Below are 17,590 nucleotides of genomic sequence, written 5' to 3' on the forward strand. Positions count from 1 at the left end.
GAGCGTTGTTTCGCTGCCGTTAAAAACCGTAAGCAGTCGATGAGGGTCTACCCATGAGCAATGCCGCACTCGCAGTAAAACCCGCTGTCCACGCGCTGGAGATTCATCCGGTCGCCGGTCGTATCGGCGCCGAGATCCGTGGCGTGCACCTGTCCGGTGAGCTGGGCGCCGCCACCGTCGAAGCCATTCAACAGGCGCTGGTTCAGTACAAAGTCGTGTTCTTCCGTGAGCAGACCCAACTCGATGATCAGCGTCAGGAAGCCTTCGCCCATTTGCTCGGCGAGCCGGTGGCGCACCCTACCGTGCCGTCGCGCGAAGGCACGCGTTATCTGCTGGAGCTGGACGGTGCCGAGGGCCAGCGCGCCAACTCCTGGCACACCGACGTGACTTTCGTCGACGCCTACCCGAAAGCCTCGATCCTGCGCTCGGTCGTCGCGCCGGCATTCGGCGGCGACACCCTGTGGGCCAACACCGCGACGGCGTACAACGGCTTGCCGACCGAACTGCGTGAGCTGGCCGACAAACTGGTCGCCGTGCACAGCAACGAATATGACTACGCCAGCGCCAAGCCGGACGTCTCGGCGGAGAAGCTTGAGCGCTATCGCAAGGTCTTCACGTCGACCGTTTACGAGACTGAGCATCCGGTGGTGCGCGTGCACCCGATCAGCGGTGAGAAGAGCTTGCTGCTGGGGCATTTCGTCAAACGCATCAAGGGTTACTCGCAAGCGGATTCGGCGCATCTGTTCGGGCTGTTGCAGAGCCATGTGATTCGCCAGGAAAACATCGTGCGCTGGCGCTGGAAGGCCGGTGATGTGGCGATCTGGGATAACCGCTCGACGCAGCATTATGCGATTGATGATTACGGCACGCAGGATCGGGTGGTGCGTCGGGTGACGTTGAAGGGTGAAGTGCCGGTGGGCGCGAATGGGCAGCGTAGTCAGACCATCAAGGGTCGTGATTAAAGATCAAAAGCCCCTCATCGGAACGCCGCCCGCCCAGCCCTCTCCCCGAGGGAGAGGGAGCCGACCGAGTTGTCTCGCGTTATGCATCGACCTGAAAGACCCTATCGATTATGGATTCGATGAAGCTGGATCAGGTCGGTGTACCTCTGAAATATCCCCCATTCAGTCCCCTCTCCCTCTGGGAGAGGGTTAGGGTGAGGGGCTCTTCCCGCTACCAGACACCAATCTGAACAACCTTCTCCGACTCCGGCTCACCATAACGAAACCGCTGCCCGCGCAAATCAATTTCCTGATGACTGATGGTCGTGCGCCGCTTCAACCCCCGCACCCACTCAAACAAATACCCTGCATGCTCCTCGCGCACCGCCGCATACGCCGGATCCTCGCCCAAATCCCGCAACTCCTGCGGATCATTCAACAGATCAAACAGCTGCGGCCGAAAGCCGTCGTACGCCAGGTATTTCCAGCGCTCGCTGCGCACCATGGTCATCCGGCAACGATCGATCGGCTGGCCCAGACGCTCCCGCGCCGGCGCCTGGAAGGCATAGTCGTATTCGCTGATTGCATAGCGGCGCCAGTGCGGATTTTCGCCGTGCAGAAGCGGGATTAACGAACGCCCTTCAAGCCGATGCTCCGCCCCCGGCAATCCCAGTGCTTCAAGAAAGGTCGGCAATGCATCGATGGTTTCCGCCAGTCGATCTTCCACCGTGCCGCGCGTGACATCCGCCGCCGCCCGAGGATCACGCACGATCAACGGCACGCCCACCGCCTGCTCCAGCAAAAACTCCTTCTCGCCCAACCAGTGATCACCGAGAAAGTCGCCGTGATCGCTGGTGAACACGATCAATGTGTCATCCCAGCGACCGTTGCTCTGCAAAAAGTCGAACAGCCGTCCGAGTTGATCATCCACCTGCTTGATCAGACCCATGTACGTAGGGATTACAGTCAATCGTACTGAATCGCGGGAAAAGTTGAGGCTTTCCTCATGCTGGCGAAAGGCAGTGTATACGGGGTGTTTACTGGCTTCGGAGGGTGTCGCGCGGATCGCTTCGAGAATCGATTTCGTACTGTACAAAGCGTGGTACGGCGCTGGTACGATGTAGGGCCAGTGCGGTTTGATATAGGAAAGGTGTAAACACCACGATTTCTCGCCTTGCTCGGTGATGAAGTCGATGGCTCGATTTGTAGTGTAGACAGTCTCTGAGTGTTGCTCGGGAATTCGTGCTGGCAAATTCGAATGACGCATTTGCCAGCCGCTGAGGATTTCACCGTGCTCGCCTTCGGCGGCGTTGGCCCAGTCGTGCCAGGGGTTTTTGCCGTCGAAACCCTGCTCGCGCAGGTAATGGGTGTAGGGCGCGGATTCGCGTTTGTCGTCGAACAGCGGGTCGTCGGGGTAGATGCCGTCGTGGCGCATGTAAGGTTCGAAACCGACTTCGTTGAGGATTTCGGCCTGTTCGCTTTCGGGATTGATTGCCAGGCGTTGCAAGGCATCGACATTCGCCGTGGCGTGGGTCTTGCCGACCAGCGCAGTACGAATGCCGTGCGGGCGCAGGTAATCGCCGATGGTCAGTTCTTCCAGCGGCAACGGCACGGCGTTCCACGCCACTTGATGGCTGCTGACATAGCGTCCGGTGTAGGCCGACATCCGCGACGGGCCGCAAATCGTGCCTTGGGTGTAGGCGCGGCTGAAACGCACGCCGGCAGCGGCGAGGCGATCGATATTCGGTGTGTGCAGATGCGGATGGCCGTAGCAGGACAGGTAATCGCGGCGCAGTTGATCGCACATGATGTACAGCACGTTGTGCACGGTGTTTGGCGGGGTGGGCATGGGGTTCACCGGTCAATGGGACAGGCGAGGGTTTTCGCTTTCGGTGGGGGTGTTCGGCAAGTGCATTTGGGGAATGGGTTTTATGCAGGAAATGCATCGGCGCCTGCACTGCCGCTATCGCTGGCAAGCCAGCTCCCACAAGTATTAGGGGTGTTCACATGGTTTGTGCTCGGCGCGAATCATGTGGGAGCTGGCTTGCCAGCGATAGCGCTGGATCAGACAGCGAGATTCTGCAGCGAGCAAACCTCCTCATCCTGCTGATCAATCTCTTTTATCTGCTCGATCATTGCCTCGGCCAACGGCGACAACCGATACCCCGCGCGGCTGACAATCCCATAGCGGGTGTACAACTCCTCAAGATCATCCGCCAACCCTTCAATGCGCAAACACACCAACTCTCCCTTGGCTTGATGCAGCGCATCGGAATATGCCCCGACAATGCCGATCGCATCCGAGCGCAGCACCACACTGAGCAGACTCGAACTGTTTTCACATTCGACATTGGGGGTGAAATCCGGCCGCCCACTGAGGTCAACGATGACCTTGCGCAAGTTCGGCGGGCGAATGCTCACAGCCAGCGGATAGCTCATCAATTGCTCGGCGCTGACCTTATCGAAACCCGCCAGCGGATGCCCCGCACGACAACAGAAATGCCATTTACGCGGCCGCAAGCGGTGCGTCAGATAATCCGGATCCGCCTCGAAGTAGCGTGTGTCCGCGACAAAGAACTCGAACTCCTCGCTCATCAGTCGCTTGCTCAGGCTCTGCCAGTCATCGACCTGAAACTGCACCCGCGCTTTCGGATAGCGGCCGATGAAGCTGCCAATCGCCCGAGGGATCAAACCCGCCGCTGGCGCCGGCCCACAACCGAAGCGTAATTCCCCCGCCTCCAGCCCATTGAACTGACTGATCTCGTTGGCCATCTGCTGCGCACCACTGACCAGTCGCCGTGCGTGCTCCAGCAACACCTGGCCCTGTTTGGTCGGCGGTAATTCCTTGCGCCCACGGTCAACCAACTGACAGCCGACGCTGTGCTCCAGCGCCTGAATGCTGCGGCTGAACGCCGACTGCGACAGGTTCACCGCCTGCGCGCCGGCGACGAAGCTGCGTTGTTCAGCCAGGGCGATGAAGTGACGAAGTTGACGCAAGTCGATATGCATTTTTCACATAAAAAATATCCGGGAAATGCATTGGATATGCATTAGGTCGACTCCTTATAAAGGCAATCTCTTATGCAGTAAATATCTGTAAATACATAAATAAATAACTTAAAAGAATATGCAGCGCTAAAGATGTCTGTGTGTTTTTTGACCAGGAGCCGCGCCATGAGTCCGTTGAACCTTGCGTCACCCCTAACGCCACGACGGCTCAAACGCCTGCCTCTGGCCCTGTTGCTGGCAGGGAGCGCGAGCTGGACTCACGGTTACGCCGCCGACTCCGAAACCCCGGCGCCGGTGCCGGCCGGCAAGCCTGCCGCCAACAGTTCGCAACTGGAAACCGTGACCGTCACCACCCGCCGCCGCGAAGAAAGCTCGCAAGATGTACCAACGCCAATGAGCGTGGTCAGCGGGCAGAATCTGGAGACGCAGCGGGTCTACCGGATTCAGGATTTGCAGCAACTGGTGCCCAGCGTCAACGTCGCCTACATGCACGCACGGCAGTCCAGCGTATCGATCCGCGGCCTCGGTAATAACCCGGCCAGCGATGGCCTGGAAGGCAGCGTTGGCCTGTACATCGACAACGTCTATCTGGGCCGCCCGGGGATGGCGGTGTTTGACCTGATGGATATCGAACAGCTCGAAGTCTTGCGTGGGCCGCAGGGCACGTTGTTCGGCAAAAACACCACCGCCGGGGTGATCAACATCAGCACCCGCGCGCCAACCTTCACCCCTGAGCGCAGCATCGAAACCTCGGTCGGCGAGGACGGTTATTTCCAGACCAAGGGCACCATTTCCGGCCCGCTCAACGATCAATTGGCTGGGCGTTTTTCGGCCTATCGCACACGCAGTGACGGTGACATCAAAAACGAATACGACGGCCATGATTTGAATGGCGGCTCGCGCGAGGGCTTCCGCGCGCAACTGCTGTTCAAGCCCAATGAAGATTTCAATCTGCGCTGGATCGGTGACTACAACGAGGAGGATTCCAGCGCCGGCACCCGCGTGCTCTACAACACCGGGCCGACCATCAATGGCGTCAATCTCTATCAGTCGCGCGCCAACGCGGCCGGCGCAACATTGGTCAACGGCTCACACCGCAAGGTCAATCTGGACAACGACCAGCACGTTACCGTGCATCAGGGTGGCACGTCGGTGGAAGCCAACTGGACGCTTCCGAGCGACTTCACGCTGACTTCGATCAGCTCCTATCGCTTCTGGAATTTCACTCCGCGCAACGACGACGGCCTCAACGTGCCGGCGAGCTACAACGCCGGGGTGTCGGTGGAGGACAAACAGTACTCGCAGGAATTTCGCCTGGCCTCGCCCAAGGGTGAGTTCTTCGATTACGTCGTAGGCGCGTACTACTTCGGCTCGGATCTGGACAATAAATCCTTCGCCTATTACGGCCCGCAAGCCGATATCTGGAATGGTACGGCGCCCGGTGCGCTGGCCAACGTCACCAGTGTCGGCAACGGCCATATCAAGACCGACAGTTTTGCATTGTTCGCCCAAGGCACCTGGCACCTTACCGAGCGGCTGGATTTCACCGCCGGGGTGCGTGGCACGTATGAGGAGAAATCTGCCTGGGTCACCCGCGATGCGCCGCTCGGTGGTGCCGCCGTAACGGGCGCTGCGGCCACGGCGCGACGCGGTCGTGCCGGCGCTTACGATTCCGGCGACTTGAATCAGTACAGCTCCAGTCCCTCCGGGCTGCTCAATCTCAGCTACCGGATCACCGACGATGTGCTCGGCTACGCCACGTTATCCCACGGCGAGAAATCCGGCGGGGTCAACCTCGCCGTCGGTTCCGCTCCGGTAGCGGGTGCCGATTCGCTGCTGATCGGCACCGAACGCGCGAACAACGCCGAACTTGGCTTCAAGAGCACGCTGTGGGACCACCGTCTGCAACTCAACGCCAACGTCTTCTGGACGCAGGTCAACGCTTACCAGACCAACGCCTACGACGCGGAAAACCGCGTGCAATACCTGACCAACGCCGGCTCCGTGCGTTCGCGCGGCGTCGAGTTCGAAAGCACGGTGATCCCGCTGCGCGGCCTGACCCTGAACATCAACGGCTCCTACAACGACGTCAGCTACCTCTCGTACAAGGATGCCCCGTGCCCGCCGGAAGTCAGCCAGGCACCGGGTGCTCCAGCCTCATGCGACCTCAGCGGTCATCAAGTGGTCGGCGCTTCGAAGTGGATCGGCAACGCCAACGGCGAATACAAATGGAATCTGGATAACGGCTTCGAACCCTACGTCACCGCGAGCTATGCATTCCGCTCCAAAGCCGTCGGCACAGTCGAGGATTCCGACTACGGCCAGATCCCGAGTTACGCCGTGGTCAACTTTTCCACCGGCCTGCGCGGCGACTTCAACCAAGGCCAGTGGGACGTGTCGCTGTGGCTGAAAAACGCTTTCGACAAAACCTACTACACGACTCTGTGGACGGGCGGCAACGGCGGCTATGAAGGCCTGCTCGGCACACCGCGCACCCTCGGCGTCACCGGTCGCTACGACTTCTGATTCGTCACTCAAGGAGCTGCATCATGTTGCCTATCAAAACGGCTTTGCCGGTGTTGCTGTCCGGCGCAGTGCTCAGTGCCGGCGCCTTCGCCGCACCGAGTGTTTACCCGACCGGCGTGACCCGTTATGACCCGAACAAGGCCTTCAATCAGTACGTGATTTTCAGCGGCGCGGACAAACAGACGCACCTGATCGACATGAACGGCAACGAGGTGAAAACCTGGCCACAGGCAGGTTTTCCGTCGGCGATCATCGACCCAAAACTGGTTGGCGGTGAGCGCGGCCATGTGCTGCTGCAATTGAGTGAAAAGGATCCCGGCAAACTCGGTTCGGCCGGCAATGGTCTGGGCAATCAGAGCGTTGGCGAGCTGGACTGGAATGGCAAAGTCGTCTGGCAGTGGGGCGATAAGGCGCCCGGTGGCGCCGCGCAACAGCATCATGATCAGCGCCGTTTGAGCAACGGCAACACCGTGGTGCTGGCGAACAAGGTGCACAAGGTCAAAGGCTTCAAAGTGCCCGAGGTGATCGATGATGCGATCTATGAAGTCAGCCCCGACGGTGCGGTGAAATGGCAGTGGCTGGCGTCGGAGCATCTCAATGAATTCGGCTTCACCGCCGAGCAGTTGAAGCTGGTGCGCGCCAGTGAAAATCCGGACTACCTGCATATCAACAACCTCAGCCTGGTCGGGCCGAACAAGTGGTTCGATTCCGGTGACAAGCGCTTCAATCCGGACAACCTGTTGATCGATTCACGCAATGCCAACTTCATCGCGATCATCGATAAAAACAGCGGCAAAGTGGTCTGGCGTCTTGGCCCGAATTTGCCGCTGATCAACCCGAAAACCGCGCAGAAATTGCCGCGTCCGGTGGATCAGTTTGTCGGTCAGCATGATGCGCACATCATTCCGGCAGGATTGCCTGGCGCAGGTAACGTGCTGGTGTTCGATAACCAGGGATCGGCGGGTTATCCGAACGTCACCCTCGGGCTGATTTCCGGCTCGCGGGTATTGGAAATCGACCCGGTGAAAAGCGAGATCGTCTGGCAGTACAGCGCGGCCAATTCGAAGCAACCGGGGTGGGCGTTCTACAGCTCGTTTATCAGCAGCGCGCGGCGCTTGCCCAACGGCAATACGTTAATCGATGAAGGCATGAACGGGCGGTTTTTCCAAGTGACGGCCAACGGTGAGAACGTCTGGGAATACGTCAGCCCCTATCTCGGCAAGGCGCCGGGCAGCGACGCGATCAGCAACTGGGTGTATCGGGCACTGCCTGTGAGTTATGACTGGGTGCCAACGGGTACGCCACGCTCCGAGACGGCGGTTAATGCCCCGGTTGTCGGTGTGCAGCAAACCAATGCCAGCCGTTAGTTGAATTGGAATTAATGCTCGATCGAACGGCGATAAGTTATGAGCGGGTTGAATAGTGCTTATTGCAATTTCGTTAGTAGCTCGCGTGGACAATAATTGAATGTGCAACCATTCTGACTGTCGTGAGTTTCCAGGAGGAAACTTGCTCTCATCGGAAGACACTTATCCAACGATAAAGGAAATCTCGTTATGTCGAGCATTAATGGCAATTATGTAAACGCTAACGCTGGCGCCAAACTGACGATTACCGATGGCAACGATTCCAACGGCACCTTCAGCGGTAAATTCAGTCAGAACGGCGTGAATTACGACATTGCTTACGGGCACTACCATTTCCAGAACAGCACCGGGCAGCCTACGATCATCACGTTCACGGCTCTGAATGACGGCACTGGTTATCAGTCCTGGACATTGTTCTCGCCGGATCACAATTATTCAAAAGTTCGTGCGGTTGGTTCGCGCACAAACTTTGATGGTGATGTTGTTGGCGTGGCAGGGGAGTTCGTCAAGCAATAAAAGCTGATTGAACAAATAGGCCGGCGCACGAAAGTGCCCGGCCTTTTTTTGTTTTTAGAAAATAATAATCAACTATCTACTTGGTATTAGTCGTCCTGCAAAACCGGGTCAGGTGAATTTGATGCGTTGCATGAATACTTTTAATGCCTGAAAAGCATGCATTTTTTCATGCATCGCTGCAGCCCGCGTAGCACGCGGCTTTGGCGGAATTGATCATTTTTCATATTCCATAAAGGCCTATGCATAACGTTAAAGATTACTTTCGGAGATAAGCGTAAAGCCCAATGATTCACACATCGATCCACCGTGGGGGATTCAACAAACGGTTGATCGGCAGTTTTTGTAGAGAACGCAAAAAGACCGCAGGGAGTGAATCAATGGGCAATGTCCAGACCGCCGCCAGCGCAGAGGAATTGCTGTGGCGTCAGACGCCGGGTGGCGAGTTGGTCGATCTCGGCCGGCCGCATCGTGTGCCGTTGGGACAGCTGCGTTTGCAGCGTGCGCCCAAAGGTATTTTGAGTCGGCGCGAAATCCTTCTGCTCGGCGTGCTCGCATTGGTGGTGCATGGCGCGGTGATCTACTGGATCAGCCAGAAGCCGACGCCGGTGCTGCCGATCGTGCCGCCGGAAATTCCGCCGATGACTATCGAATTCTCGCGCCCGGCACCACCAGCACCACCGGTTGTCGAGCTGCCCCCACCTGCGCCTGTGGTTGAGCCACCGCCGCCGGTAGAAGACGAACTGGCGGTAAAACCACCGCCGCCAAAACCCGTTCCGAAACCCAAACCGGTGATTAAACAGGCCCCCAAGCCAGCGCCGAAAGCCGTCGAGCAACCACCCGCGCCGCCACAACCGGCAGCCCCGGTTGCAGCGCCAGCGCCAGCGCCACCTGCTCCCCCCGCGCCGGCACCGGTAACCCCGGCCTCAGCGAACGCCGCATACCTGAAAAACCCGGCACCGGAATACCCGTCGCTGGCTCAGCGTCGCGGTTGGGAAGGCACGGTGTTGCTGCGTGTGCATGTGTTGGCCAGCGGCAAACCGGGTGAGATCCAGATAGCCAAAAGCAGTGGCCGGCAACAGCTCGACGACGCGGCGCTGAACGCCGTCAAACGTTGGAGTTTCGTCCCGGCCAAGCAGGGTGATGTCGCCCAGGACGGCTGGGTCAGCGTGCCCATCGATTTCAAGATTCATTAAACCGAAACCAAATTCGCGCGAAACGTTTACACGAGGGAATCATCATGACGTTACTGGCATCTCCACTGGAATCCATCGAAAGCGCGGTGATCTGGCTGCTGGTGGTTTTTTCCGTCGCTACCTGGGGCCTGGCACTGCTCAAGGCTGTGCAGTTCGGGCGACTGAAGGCGCAGGATCGGCGTTTTCATAAGCGTTTCTGGGCGGCGTCGAGTCTCGATTCAGCCGCTGAATTGAGCGAGACCCATCCCGGCGCTGCAGCGCGGGTGGCACAGGCCGGTTACGCGGCGATTCAGGTGGGCGAGACGCCACAGGCCAATGATTTGAGCCAGGCGATCAACCATCAGGATCGCCTCGAGCGCGCATTGCGTCAGCAGATCGTTCGCGAACGCCGTTCGCTGGAAACGGGCCTGGCGGTGGTCGCGAGTATTGGCAGTACGTCGCCGTTCATTGGTTTGTTCGGCACGGTGTGGGGAATCATGGAAGCGTTGAAAGGCATCAGCTCCGCAGGTTCGGCGAGCCTGGAAACGGTCGCCGGGCCGATTGGTGCAGCATTGGTCGCCACGGGTGTGGGGATCGCCGTCGCGGTGCCGGCGGTGCTGGTTTACAACTACTTTTTGCGTCGGTTGAAACTGACGGCGGCGGATCTGGATGACTTCGCCCACGACTTCTACAGCCTGGCGCAGAAGAGTGCGTTCCGCGTGTTGATCCACCCGACGGCGCACAAGGTCGCAACGCCGGGCAACGCAGCAAAAGTGAAGGAGGCGTCCTGATATGGCCTTCTCCACGCAAGACAGTGATGAGGTACTCAGCGAGATCAACGTGACCCCGCTGGTGGACGTGATGCTGGTGCTGCTGGTGGTGTTTATCGTCACAGCGCCGCTACTGACCAACGCGATTCCGATCAACCTGCCGAAGACCGAAGCGGTGGCGCCGGTCGAGCAGAAGGACCCGCTGGTGGTGAGCATCGATGGCGCCGGCAAGCTGTTTATCAACAAGGACGAGATTCAGCCTGACTTGCTCGAATTCAACCTCAAGTCGGCCAAGGCCAAGGACCCGGAAGTGCGCGTGCAATTGCAGGCCGATGACGGGGTGAACTACGGCGAAGTGGCGCGAGCGATGGCTTCGATTGAACGCGCGGGGATTACCAAGCTGTCGGTGATTACTGCGCGGTAACAGATTCAACGTTTTTCCGGGGCCGTCTCCTTGGCAGGGTGCGGCCCTTTTTTTATTTCTGGCATTAAAAGCAGAGCCCTCTCCCAGAGGGAGAGGGGACTGACCGAGGTGATTGTTCGAGATACGCCGACCTGAGATTTCGAGCCGAACTCAAGATTTGAACGGCATGAAGATCGGCTCCCTTCCCCCTCGCCCCCTTGGGGGAGAGGGCTGGGGTGAGGGGGAAAAGATTTCAAGCCATGCACAAATCTCATATTCAATTCAGGTCTTAATAAATAGCTTCTTATTCCTTAACGAATATAAATCCCCTCCCTATACTCGTCCAGGAACAGACACGACGCAGGAGAGCTCCCCATGCGCAACGAATCAATCCGCTACCTGATTGTGCCGGGCTGGCAAGGATCGCCAGAAGATCATTGGCAAAGCCACTGGCAGAACAGCCTGCCGAACAGCGCGCGGGTCGAGCAGGCCGACTGGCTGACGCCGCGTCGTGAAGACTGGGTGGCGGCACTGGCCGAGGCGATTGCCGCTGACAGCACGCCTGTCATTCTTATCGCCCACAGCCTCGGCTGCATCACCGTTGCCCATTGGGCAGCCACTGCGCCGCTGCAATACCTGCGTCAGGTGCGTGGCGCCTTGTTGGTCGCGCCGGCAGATGTCGAGCGTCCGGCGTGTGCACCGGCGCTGCGCAATTTCGCGCCGATTCCGACTGATCTGCTGCCGTTTCCGAGCCAGGTCGTCAGCTCCGACAACGACGCCGCCGTGAGTGCGCCGCGCGCACTGGAGCTGGCGCGCAACTGGGGTGCCGAGGCGGGAATTCTCGCCGGTGCCGGACACATCAACGTCAAGTCCGGGCATCAGCGTTGGGAGCAGGGTTTTGCTTATCTCTATCGCCTGCAAAACCGTATGGAACACCACGCCCGCCGCCGCGCCTGACCTTTTTTCTTTCAACGCCCCCGTCTGCCGGCGGTTTTGGGCGGGAGCCTGCCATGAGTTTCGAAACCTTCGGTCAGCCGTTGCTGACCTTTCCCGATGCGGAAAAAAGCCCCCTGAGCATTCGCGCCAAGGCGCTGGTGTTCGTCGATCCGCGCTCGCGTCAACTGCGTGAGGAGCTAGAGCAACTGGCGCCGCGCTCGACTTCGGTATTGATCCGTGGCGAGACCGGTACGGGTAAAGAACTGCTCGCCCGGCACATCCATCGCGCCAGTGACCGCAGCGGTCTGTTCGTTTCGGTCAATTGCGGGGCGATCAGCCCGACCTACGCTGATGCCGAGCTGTTCGGCTACGCTGCCGGCAGTTACAGCGGCTCGGCCAGCAGCCGTGCAGGCTGGTTCGGTTCGGCCAACGGCGGTACCTTGTATCTGGATGAAATCGGCGATCTGCCGCTGCCGATTCAAATCAAATTGCTCGCTGCCCTGGAGAATCACGAAGTCACCCGTGTCGGTGCGCATCAGCCGAGTCCGGTGGATGTGCGGCTGGTCGCGGCCACCAGCATCGATCTGGCGCAAGCGGTGGACGCCGGGAAATTCCACGAGCGCCTTTATCACTACCTCAGCGAGGGCCACCTCGAATTGCCGGCGTTACGTGCGCGTACCGGCGATATCCTGTCGCTGGCCGAGTATTTCCTCGGTATCTACAGTCAGCGTCTCGACCTTCCCGTACCGCTGATCAGCGAAGCGGCGCAGCACGTGCTCGAACAACACAGTTGGCCGGGCAACACCCGCGAGCTGGAAAACGTCATTCATTTTGCGTTGCTGGTGAGCACGGGCGACGAGATTCTTCCGGAGCACCTGAATCTGCCCGAAGCGTCTGGGCCGCAGCTTCAGATCGAACGGCTGGTTGCACAAATCAACATCGGCGGCAGCGTCGCCGAGCGTAAGGCATTGAAAGATTTGCTGATTCGTTTGAGTGAGGGGTTGTAACCGTTTCGTTCAACATGAACAAAATGGAATATGAAGCTGAATAAACGTTATTGTCCGGGAATAAAAAATCCCGGTATTGTCCGCCCCACGCCAGCGATATCACTTCACTGGCACACGTATTAATGCCGTCGTCGATGACGACCGTGATTTTCGATAAGGACACTGCATGAAAAAGGTTCTGTTGTTTACCGCATTGGCGGCTGCTTTGACTGCTTCCCTGGCCAATGCTGGCGAAAAACTGGTGGTTGCCGCGACCCCGGTTCCGCACGCTGAAATCCTTGAGCTGATTAAACCGACCTTGGCCAAAGAAGGCGTGGATCTGGAAATCAAAGTGTTCACCGACTACGTTCAGCCGAACGTACAGGTTGGCGAGAAGCGTCTGGACGCCAACTACTTCCAGACCCTGCCGTACCTGAACAGCTTCAACCAGGGCAAATACAAGGACGACAAGTCCAAGTACCTGGTGACCGTGCAGGGCGTGCACGTTGAACCGTTCGGTGGTTACTCGAGCAAGTACAAGACCCTGGCTGAACTGCCGGACGGCGCCACCATCGCCATCCCGAACGAAGGTAGCAACAGCGGCCGCGCACTGATCCTGCTGCAGAAGGCTGGCCTGATCGAGCTGAAAGACCCGAAGAACGCTCTGGCAACGCCAAAAGACATCGCCAAGAACCCGCACAACTTCAAGTTCAAGGAACTGGAGTCGGCCCTGCTGCCACGCGTTCTGAAAGAAGTTGATCTGGACATGATCAACACCAACTACGCGCTGGAAGCCAAGTTGAACCCGCAGAAAGATGCGCTGGTGATTGAAGGTGCTGATTCGCCGTACGTGAACTTCCTGGTGGCCCGTGAGGACAACAAGAACAGCGACGCGATCCAGAAACTGGCCAAAGCCCTGACCAGCCCGGAAGTCAAAGCGTTCATCGAGAAGAAGTACAACGGCGCGGTACTGCCGGCGTTCTGATCTGACGCTTGAACCACCCCCTTCAAGGTGTGAAAACGCCGATGGCCAGTGATGGGCATCGGCGTTTTTGTGTGTGCGTTGAAAAGCCCCTCACCCTAGCCCTCCCGAAACGTCGGACCGCCCAGAGGGAGAGGGGACTGATTGGGGGATGCTGTAGAAGTCGCCGACCTGACACGGCTTTACCGAATCCATAATCGATAAGGTCTTTCAGGTCGATGTAATACGCCCGACACCTCGGTCAGTCTCCTCTCCCACCGGGAGAGGACTTGGGAGAGGGGACTGATTGGGGGGGATGCTGTAGAGGTACGCCGATGTGAAAGATCTCTGCCGAATCCATAATCGACTCGGTCTTTCAGGTCGATGTATGACGCCAGACACCTCGGTCGGCCCCCTCTCCCTCGGGGGAGAGGGCTGGGCGGGCGGCGTTCCGATGAGGGGCTTTTGACTTACGCTGCAGCCTTCAACGCCCGCCTCAACGCCACCAACAATTTCACAATCTCCTGCGGATCCAGTCGCTGCGGCACTTTTACGTCCATGTTCTCTTCCTTGTTATGAGGTTGGCCGGGGGAGTCTGGCCAAAAGCTGTTCGTCCTTGGAGGGCTTTCATGAAAAAAAGATCCTTCCTACAGCGCAAAGAAAAATAGCCTTCTTATTCCTTCCCGGCAAACCCACAAGATAGTTTTTTGGGTGATATCAATATGCTTTAACGGTATTTAAATTCTTGTTTTTATACCTATAAAGTCGGTGTCTGCCGGACAGCCACCCGCTGTCCATGGACTGCACCACCGTCGCTTACCGAGCGGCGTCAGGACGCTTCATGACTTTCGATTACGCATTCATCCTCAGCACCCTGCCGGCGTTTCTCAAAGCCGTGGGTGTGACGCTGCAGGTCGGTTTTATCGCCATTGGCACCTCGCTGCTGGTGGCGCTGCTCAACGCGACGATTCTGGTGTTCCGCACGCCGTACCTGCAAAGACTGGTGAGCCTGTATGTGGAGCTGGCACGCAACACGCCGTTGCTGATTCAGTTGTTCTTCGTCTACTTCGCCTTGCCGGCGTTGGGGATCAAAGTCTCTGGTTTCACTGCCGCGATCATCACCATGACCTTTCTCGGCGGCGCTTACCTCACCGAAGTGCTGCGCGCCGGCGTCGATGCGGTGCCCCAAGCGCAACTGGAATCAGGGCGCTCAATCGGCCTGTCCCATGGCCAGTTGCTGCGCTACGTGATCCTGCCGCAAGCGGGGATTCTCAGCCTGCCGTCGTTGTTCGCCAATTTCATTTTCCTGCTCAAGGAAACCACCGTGGTTTCGGCGGTGGCCGTGCCGGAAATCCTCTACACCACCAAGAGCTACATCGCGCTCTACTACAAAACCTACGAAATGCTCGCCGTGCTGACGCTGATCTGCGTGCTGCTGTTCTTGCCGCTGTCGCTGCTGCTCAGCCGTCTGGAAAGGAGGCTCCAGCATGGCCAGTTCGGGTCTTGAACTGCTCTGGGTGTCGTTGCCGCAACTGGCCAAAGGCGCCGGGCAAACTTTGTCGATCTCGTTCCTGAGCATCGCCATCAGCACTGTCGGCGGCGTGCTCTACGGTGTGCTGCGAACGCTCAACGTGAGGTGGCTGAACGCGATCCTGCGGGTCTATCTGGAGTTGTTCCGGGCGATTCCGGTGCTGGTCTGGTTGTACCTGTTGTTCTTCGGCTTGCCGATTTTCTTCGGACTGAGCCTGCCAAGTTTCTGGTGCGCGGTGCTGGTGCTGTCGCTGTGGGGCGCCAGCGAGGTGGGCGAAGTGGCGCGCGGTGCGCTGCATTCGTTGCCGCGCGGGCAGCGTGAAGCGGGGCTGTCGATCGGCCTAAACGCCGCACAACTTTATGGCTACGTACTGCTGCCGCAAGCGTTGAAGCGCATGACGCCGCCGACCATCAACGTCTATACGCGGATCATCAAGACCAGCTCATTGGCGGTACTGATCGGTGTGGTCGATGTGATCAAGGTCGGCCAGCAGATCATCGAGCGCACTTACGAATCGGTGCTGATCTACGGCGCGCTGTTCCTGTTTTTCTTTTTTATCTGCTACCCGCTCTCGGCCGCTTCGCGCGTGCTGGAGCGGCGCTGGACGCAAGCATGAGCGCATTGATCGAGTTTCACGGTTTCAACAAATTCTACGGCGAGCAGCAGGTGCTCAACGGCATCGACCTGCAAGTGCAGAGTGGCGAAGTGATCGTCATCCTCGGCCCCAGCGGTTGCGGCAAAAGCACCTTGCTGCGTTGCCTCAATGGTCTGGAGGAAGCCCACAGCGGCAGCCTGAAATTTGTCGGCCGCGAGCTGCTGGACAAGTCCACCGACTGGCGCGAGATCCGCCAGCAGATCGGCATGGTGTTCCAGAGTTATCACCTGTTCCCGCACATGAGTGTGCTCGACAATTTGCTGCTCGGTCCGCTGAAGGTGCAAAAACGTCAGCGCCGCGAAGCGCAGCAGCAAGCCGAAGCGCTGCTCGAACGCGTTGGCCTGGCGGACAAGCGCGATGCCTTCCCGCGTCAGCTCTCTGGCGGCCAGCAGCAACGCATCGCCATCGTCCGCTCGCTGTGCATGAACCCACGGGTGATGCTCTTCGACGAAGTCACCGCCGCCCTCGACCCGGAAATGGTCAAGGAAGTTTTGCAGGTCATTCAGGGCCTGGCCCGCGAAGGCATGACCCTGTTGATCGTCACCCATGAAATGGCCTTCGCTCGCGCGGTGGCCGATCGCATCGTGTTCATGGATGCCGGGCGCATCCTTGAACAGAACCCGCCCGAGATTTTCTTTACGAACCCGCAAACCGCACGCGCGCAGCAGTTTCTGGAGAAGTTCTCCTTCGTGGCAACACTGCCAAAAACGAATCCGACAAAGGAACTGGAACTGTTATGAAAACTGCCGCTTTTTTACTGCCCCTACTGAGCCTCGCCTTACTTGCCGGTTGCAGCAAGACCGAAGAACCACCAAAGCCGAAAGTCGCCAGCGAAAGCACCGCGCCGGCCGGTTACCTGGAGAAGATCAAGGCTCGCGACAAGTTGATTGTCGGTGTCTTCACCGATAAACCACCATTCGGTTTTGTCGACGAAGCGGGGCGCTACGTCGGTTTCGATACCGACATCGGCCGCCGTTTCGCCAAGGATCTGCTTGGCGATGAAAACAAGGTCGAGTTCGTCGCCGTCGAGCCGGCGAGTCGCATCCCTTTCCTGCAAAGCGACAAGGTCGACCTGATCCTCGCCAACATGACTGTGACCCCGGAGCGTAAGGAAGCGGTGGAGTTTACTAACCCGAATCTCAAGGTCGCGGTGCAGGCGCTGGTGCCGCAAAGCAGCGCGGTGAAAAACCTCGATGATCTGGCGACCCGCACTACCATCGTCACTACGGGCACGACTGCTGATATCTGGCTGACCAAGAATCACCCGGACTGGAAATTGCTCAAGTTCGAGAAAAACTCCGAGTCGCTGCAAGCTCTGGCCAATGGTCGTGGCGATGCGTACGCACAGGACAATCTGGTGTTGTTCAGCTGGGCCAAGCAGAACCCGGGCTATCGCGTGCTGGATGAAAAACTTGGCGCCGAAGCACCGATTGCGCCAGCGGTGAAGAAGGGCAATATCGAGCTGCGTGACTGGGTGAATACCGAGCTGACCAAGCTGGGTGAGGAGAAGTATCTGCTCAAGCTGTACGACCAATATGTGCGTAAAGAGCTGAGTGATGACACCAAACCTGAGAGCGTGATTGTCGAGGGTGGCAAGTGGCAGGGGTGATTGCCTGTCAGGTCGGTGGTGAGGCTTGCCCCTCACCCCAGCCCTCTCCCGGAGGGAGAGGGGGCCGACCGAGGTGTCTTGCATCAGACATCGACCTGACAAACCGAGTCGATTATGGATTCACAGACGCATTTCGCGTCGGCGTCACTTCGATTTTGGATTCACAGATGCATTTTCACGTCGGCGTCACTCTTGAGCATCCCCCAAT

General features: G+C 58.5%; 16 protein-coding genes. 14 read left to right on the forward strand and 2 right to left on the reverse strand.

From position 1 onward, the window contains the following. Window positions 1–53 precede the first annotated feature (53 nt). On the forward strand, window positions 54–962 hold the full coding sequence (locus CKW26_RS00310; RefSeq protein WP_095047063.1) for a TauD/TfdA family dioxygenase: 909 nt from the start codon (window positions 54–56) through the stop codon (window positions 960–962). Window positions 963–1,173: 211 nt separating this feature from the next. On the opposite strand, the gene CKW26_RS00315 is transcribed toward CKW26_RS00310, so the two are convergent. Beyond that, entirely contained in the window at window positions 1,174–2,790 is a 1,617-nt protein-coding gene (locus CKW26_RS00315) for an alkaline phosphatase family protein (RefSeq protein ID WP_095047064.1), read from the reverse strand. 215 nt (window positions 2,791–3,005) lie between these two features. Continuing rightward, a complete protein-coding gene (locus CKW26_RS00320; RefSeq protein WP_095047065.1) occupies window positions 3,006–3,950 on the reverse strand; it encodes a LysR family transcriptional regulator in 945 nt (314 codons plus the stop codon). Between the two features lie 165 nt (window positions 3,951–4,115). Between CKW26_RS00320 and CKW26_RS00325 the strand changes: the two genes are divergently transcribed. From CKW26_RS00325 to CKW26_RS00385, 13 genes are all read left to right on the forward strand, one after another. Then, a complete protein-coding gene (locus CKW26_RS00325) occupies window positions 4,116–6,476 on the forward strand; it encodes a TonB-dependent receptor (protein WP_095047066.1) in 2,361 nt (786 codons plus the stop codon). A gap of 23 nt (window positions 6,477–6,499) precedes the next feature. Beyond that, complete coding sequence (locus tag CKW26_RS00330; protein ID WP_095047067.1) at window positions 6,500–7,843, forward strand: aryl-sulfate sulfotransferase; 1,344 nt, start codon at window positions 6,500–6,502, stop codon at window positions 7,841–7,843. Between the two features lie 189 nt (window positions 7,844–8,032). Further along, the gene (locus CKW26_RS00335) at window positions 8,033–8,359 is read left to right on the forward strand and encodes a hypothetical protein (protein ID WP_034151843.1); all 327 of its coding nucleotides are present in this window, start codon (window positions 8,033–8,035) and stop codon (window positions 8,357–8,359) included. Between the two features lie 377 nt (window positions 8,360–8,736). Continuing rightward, window positions 8,737–9,552 carry an energy transducer TonB gene (locus CKW26_RS00340; RefSeq protein ID WP_095047068.1) on the forward strand — a complete coding sequence of 272 codons (816 nt, stop codon included), beginning with the start codon at window positions 8,737–8,739 and terminating at the stop codon, window positions 9,550–9,552. A 44-nt stretch (window positions 9,553–9,596) separates the two neighbouring features. Next, on the forward strand, window positions 9,597–10,322 hold the full coding sequence (locus tag CKW26_RS00345; RefSeq protein ID WP_095047069.1) for a MotA/TolQ/ExbB proton channel family protein: 726 nt from the start codon (window positions 9,597–9,599) through the stop codon (window positions 10,320–10,322). Window position 10,323: 1 nt separating this feature from the next. Next, window positions 10,324–10,725 (forward strand): biopolymer transporter ExbD, encoded by a 402-nt coding sequence (locus tag CKW26_RS00350; protein WP_003220570.1) that lies wholly within the window; start codon window positions 10,324–10,326, stop codon window positions 10,723–10,725. Window positions 10,726–11,079: 354 nt separating this feature from the next. Next, entirely contained in the window at window positions 11,080–11,661 is a 582-nt protein-coding gene (locus CKW26_RS00355) for an alpha/beta hydrolase (protein ID WP_095047070.1), read from the forward strand. Window positions 11,662–11,714: 53 nt separating this feature from the next. Beyond that, window positions 11,715–12,647, forward strand: coding sequence for a sigma 54-interacting transcriptional regulator (locus CKW26_RS00360; protein WP_095047071.1), 933 nt, complete (start codon window positions 11,715–11,717; stop codon window positions 12,645–12,647). 166 nt (window positions 12,648–12,813) lie between these two features. Next, a complete protein-coding gene (locus CKW26_RS00365; protein WP_007918708.1) occupies window positions 12,814–13,611 on the forward strand; it encodes a MetQ/NlpA family ABC transporter substrate-binding protein in 798 nt (265 codons plus the stop codon). An 817-nt stretch (window positions 13,612–14,428) separates the two neighbouring features. Then, window positions 14,429–15,094 (forward strand): amino acid ABC transporter permease, encoded by a 666-nt coding sequence (locus CKW26_RS00370; RefSeq protein ID WP_095047072.1) that lies wholly within the window; start codon window positions 14,429–14,431, stop codon window positions 15,092–15,094. After that, window positions 15,075–15,734 (forward strand): amino acid ABC transporter permease, encoded by a 660-nt coding sequence (locus tag CKW26_RS00375; RefSeq protein WP_095047073.1) that lies wholly within the window; start codon window positions 15,075–15,077, stop codon window positions 15,732–15,734. The genes CKW26_RS00370 and CKW26_RS00375 overlap by 20 nt, the downstream gene beginning before the upstream one ends. Then, window positions 15,731–16,513, forward strand: a complete 783-nt coding sequence (locus tag CKW26_RS00380) for an amino acid ABC transporter ATP-binding protein (RefSeq protein ID WP_095047074.1) — start codon at window positions 15,731–15,733, stop codon at window positions 16,511–16,513. The genes CKW26_RS00375 and CKW26_RS00380 overlap by 4 nt, the downstream gene beginning before the upstream one ends. Then, window positions 16,510–17,382 carry a transporter substrate-binding domain-containing protein gene (locus CKW26_RS00385; RefSeq protein WP_095047075.1) on the forward strand — a complete coding sequence of 291 codons (873 nt, stop codon included), beginning with the start codon at window positions 16,510–16,512 and terminating at the stop codon, window positions 17,380–17,382. The genes CKW26_RS00380 and CKW26_RS00385 overlap by 4 nt, the downstream gene beginning before the upstream one ends. The last annotated feature ends 208 nt before the right edge of the window (window positions 17,383–17,590 follow it).

The organism is Pseudomonas sp. Irchel s3h9 (assembly GCF_900187475.1).
In the GTDB taxonomy this organism is placed as follows: Bacteria; Pseudomonadota; Gammaproteobacteria; order Pseudomonadales; family Pseudomonadaceae; genus Aquipseudomonas; species Aquipseudomonas neuropathica.

What these genes read in the sequence shown, in the direction of transcription:
- CKW26_RS00310 (WP_095047063.1), top strand. Translation starts at nt 54, where the DNA reads ATGAGCAATGCCGCACTCGCAGTAAAACCCGCTGTCCACGCGCTGGAG.
- CKW26_RS00315 (WP_095047064.1), bottom strand. Translation starts at nt 2,790, where the DNA reads ATGCCCACCCCGCCAAACACCGTGCACAACGTGCTGTACATCATGTGC.
- CKW26_RS00320 (WP_095047065.1), bottom strand. Translation starts at nt 3,950, where the DNA reads ATGCATATCGACTTGCGTCAACTTCGTCACTTCATCGCCCTGGCTGAA.
- CKW26_RS00325 (WP_095047066.1), top strand. Translation starts at nt 4,116, where the DNA reads ATGAGTCCGTTGAACCTTGCGTCACCCCTAACGCCACGACGGCTCAAA.
- CKW26_RS00330 (WP_095047067.1), top strand. Translation starts at nt 6,500, where the DNA reads ATGTTGCCTATCAAAACGGCTTTGCCGGTGTTGCTGTCCGGCGCAGTG.
- CKW26_RS00335 (WP_034151843.1), top strand. Translation starts at nt 8,033, where the DNA reads ATGTCGAGCATTAATGGCAATTATGTAAACGCTAACGCTGGCGCCAAA.
- CKW26_RS00340 (WP_095047068.1), top strand. Translation starts at nt 8,737, where the DNA reads ATGGGCAATGTCCAGACCGCCGCCAGCGCAGAGGAATTGCTGTGGCGT.
- CKW26_RS00345 (WP_095047069.1), top strand. Translation starts at nt 9,597, where the DNA reads ATGACGTTACTGGCATCTCCACTGGAATCCATCGAAAGCGCGGTGATC.
- CKW26_RS00350 (WP_003220570.1), top strand. Translation starts at nt 10,324, where the DNA reads ATGGCCTTCTCCACGCAAGACAGTGATGAGGTACTCAGCGAGATCAAC.
- CKW26_RS00355 (WP_095047070.1), top strand. Translation starts at nt 11,080, where the DNA reads ATGCGCAACGAATCAATCCGCTACCTGATTGTGCCGGGCTGGCAAGGA.
- CKW26_RS00360 (WP_095047071.1), top strand. Translation starts at nt 11,715, where the DNA reads ATGAGTTTCGAAACCTTCGGTCAGCCGTTGCTGACCTTTCCCGATGCG.
- CKW26_RS00365 (WP_007918708.1), top strand. Translation starts at nt 12,814, where the DNA reads ATGAAAAAGGTTCTGTTGTTTACCGCATTGGCGGCTGCTTTGACTGCT.
- CKW26_RS00370 (WP_095047072.1), top strand. Translation starts at nt 14,429, where the DNA reads ATGACTTTCGATTACGCATTCATCCTCAGCACCCTGCCGGCGTTTCTC.
- CKW26_RS00375 (WP_095047073.1), top strand. Translation starts at nt 15,075, where the DNA reads ATGGCCAGTTCGGGTCTTGAACTGCTCTGGGTGTCGTTGCCGCAACTG.
- CKW26_RS00380 (WP_095047074.1), top strand. Translation starts at nt 15,731, where the DNA reads ATGAGCGCATTGATCGAGTTTCACGGTTTCAACAAATTCTACGGCGAG.
- CKW26_RS00385 (WP_095047075.1), top strand. Translation starts at nt 16,510, where the DNA reads ATGAAAACTGCCGCTTTTTTACTGCCCCTACTGAGCCTCGCCTTACTT.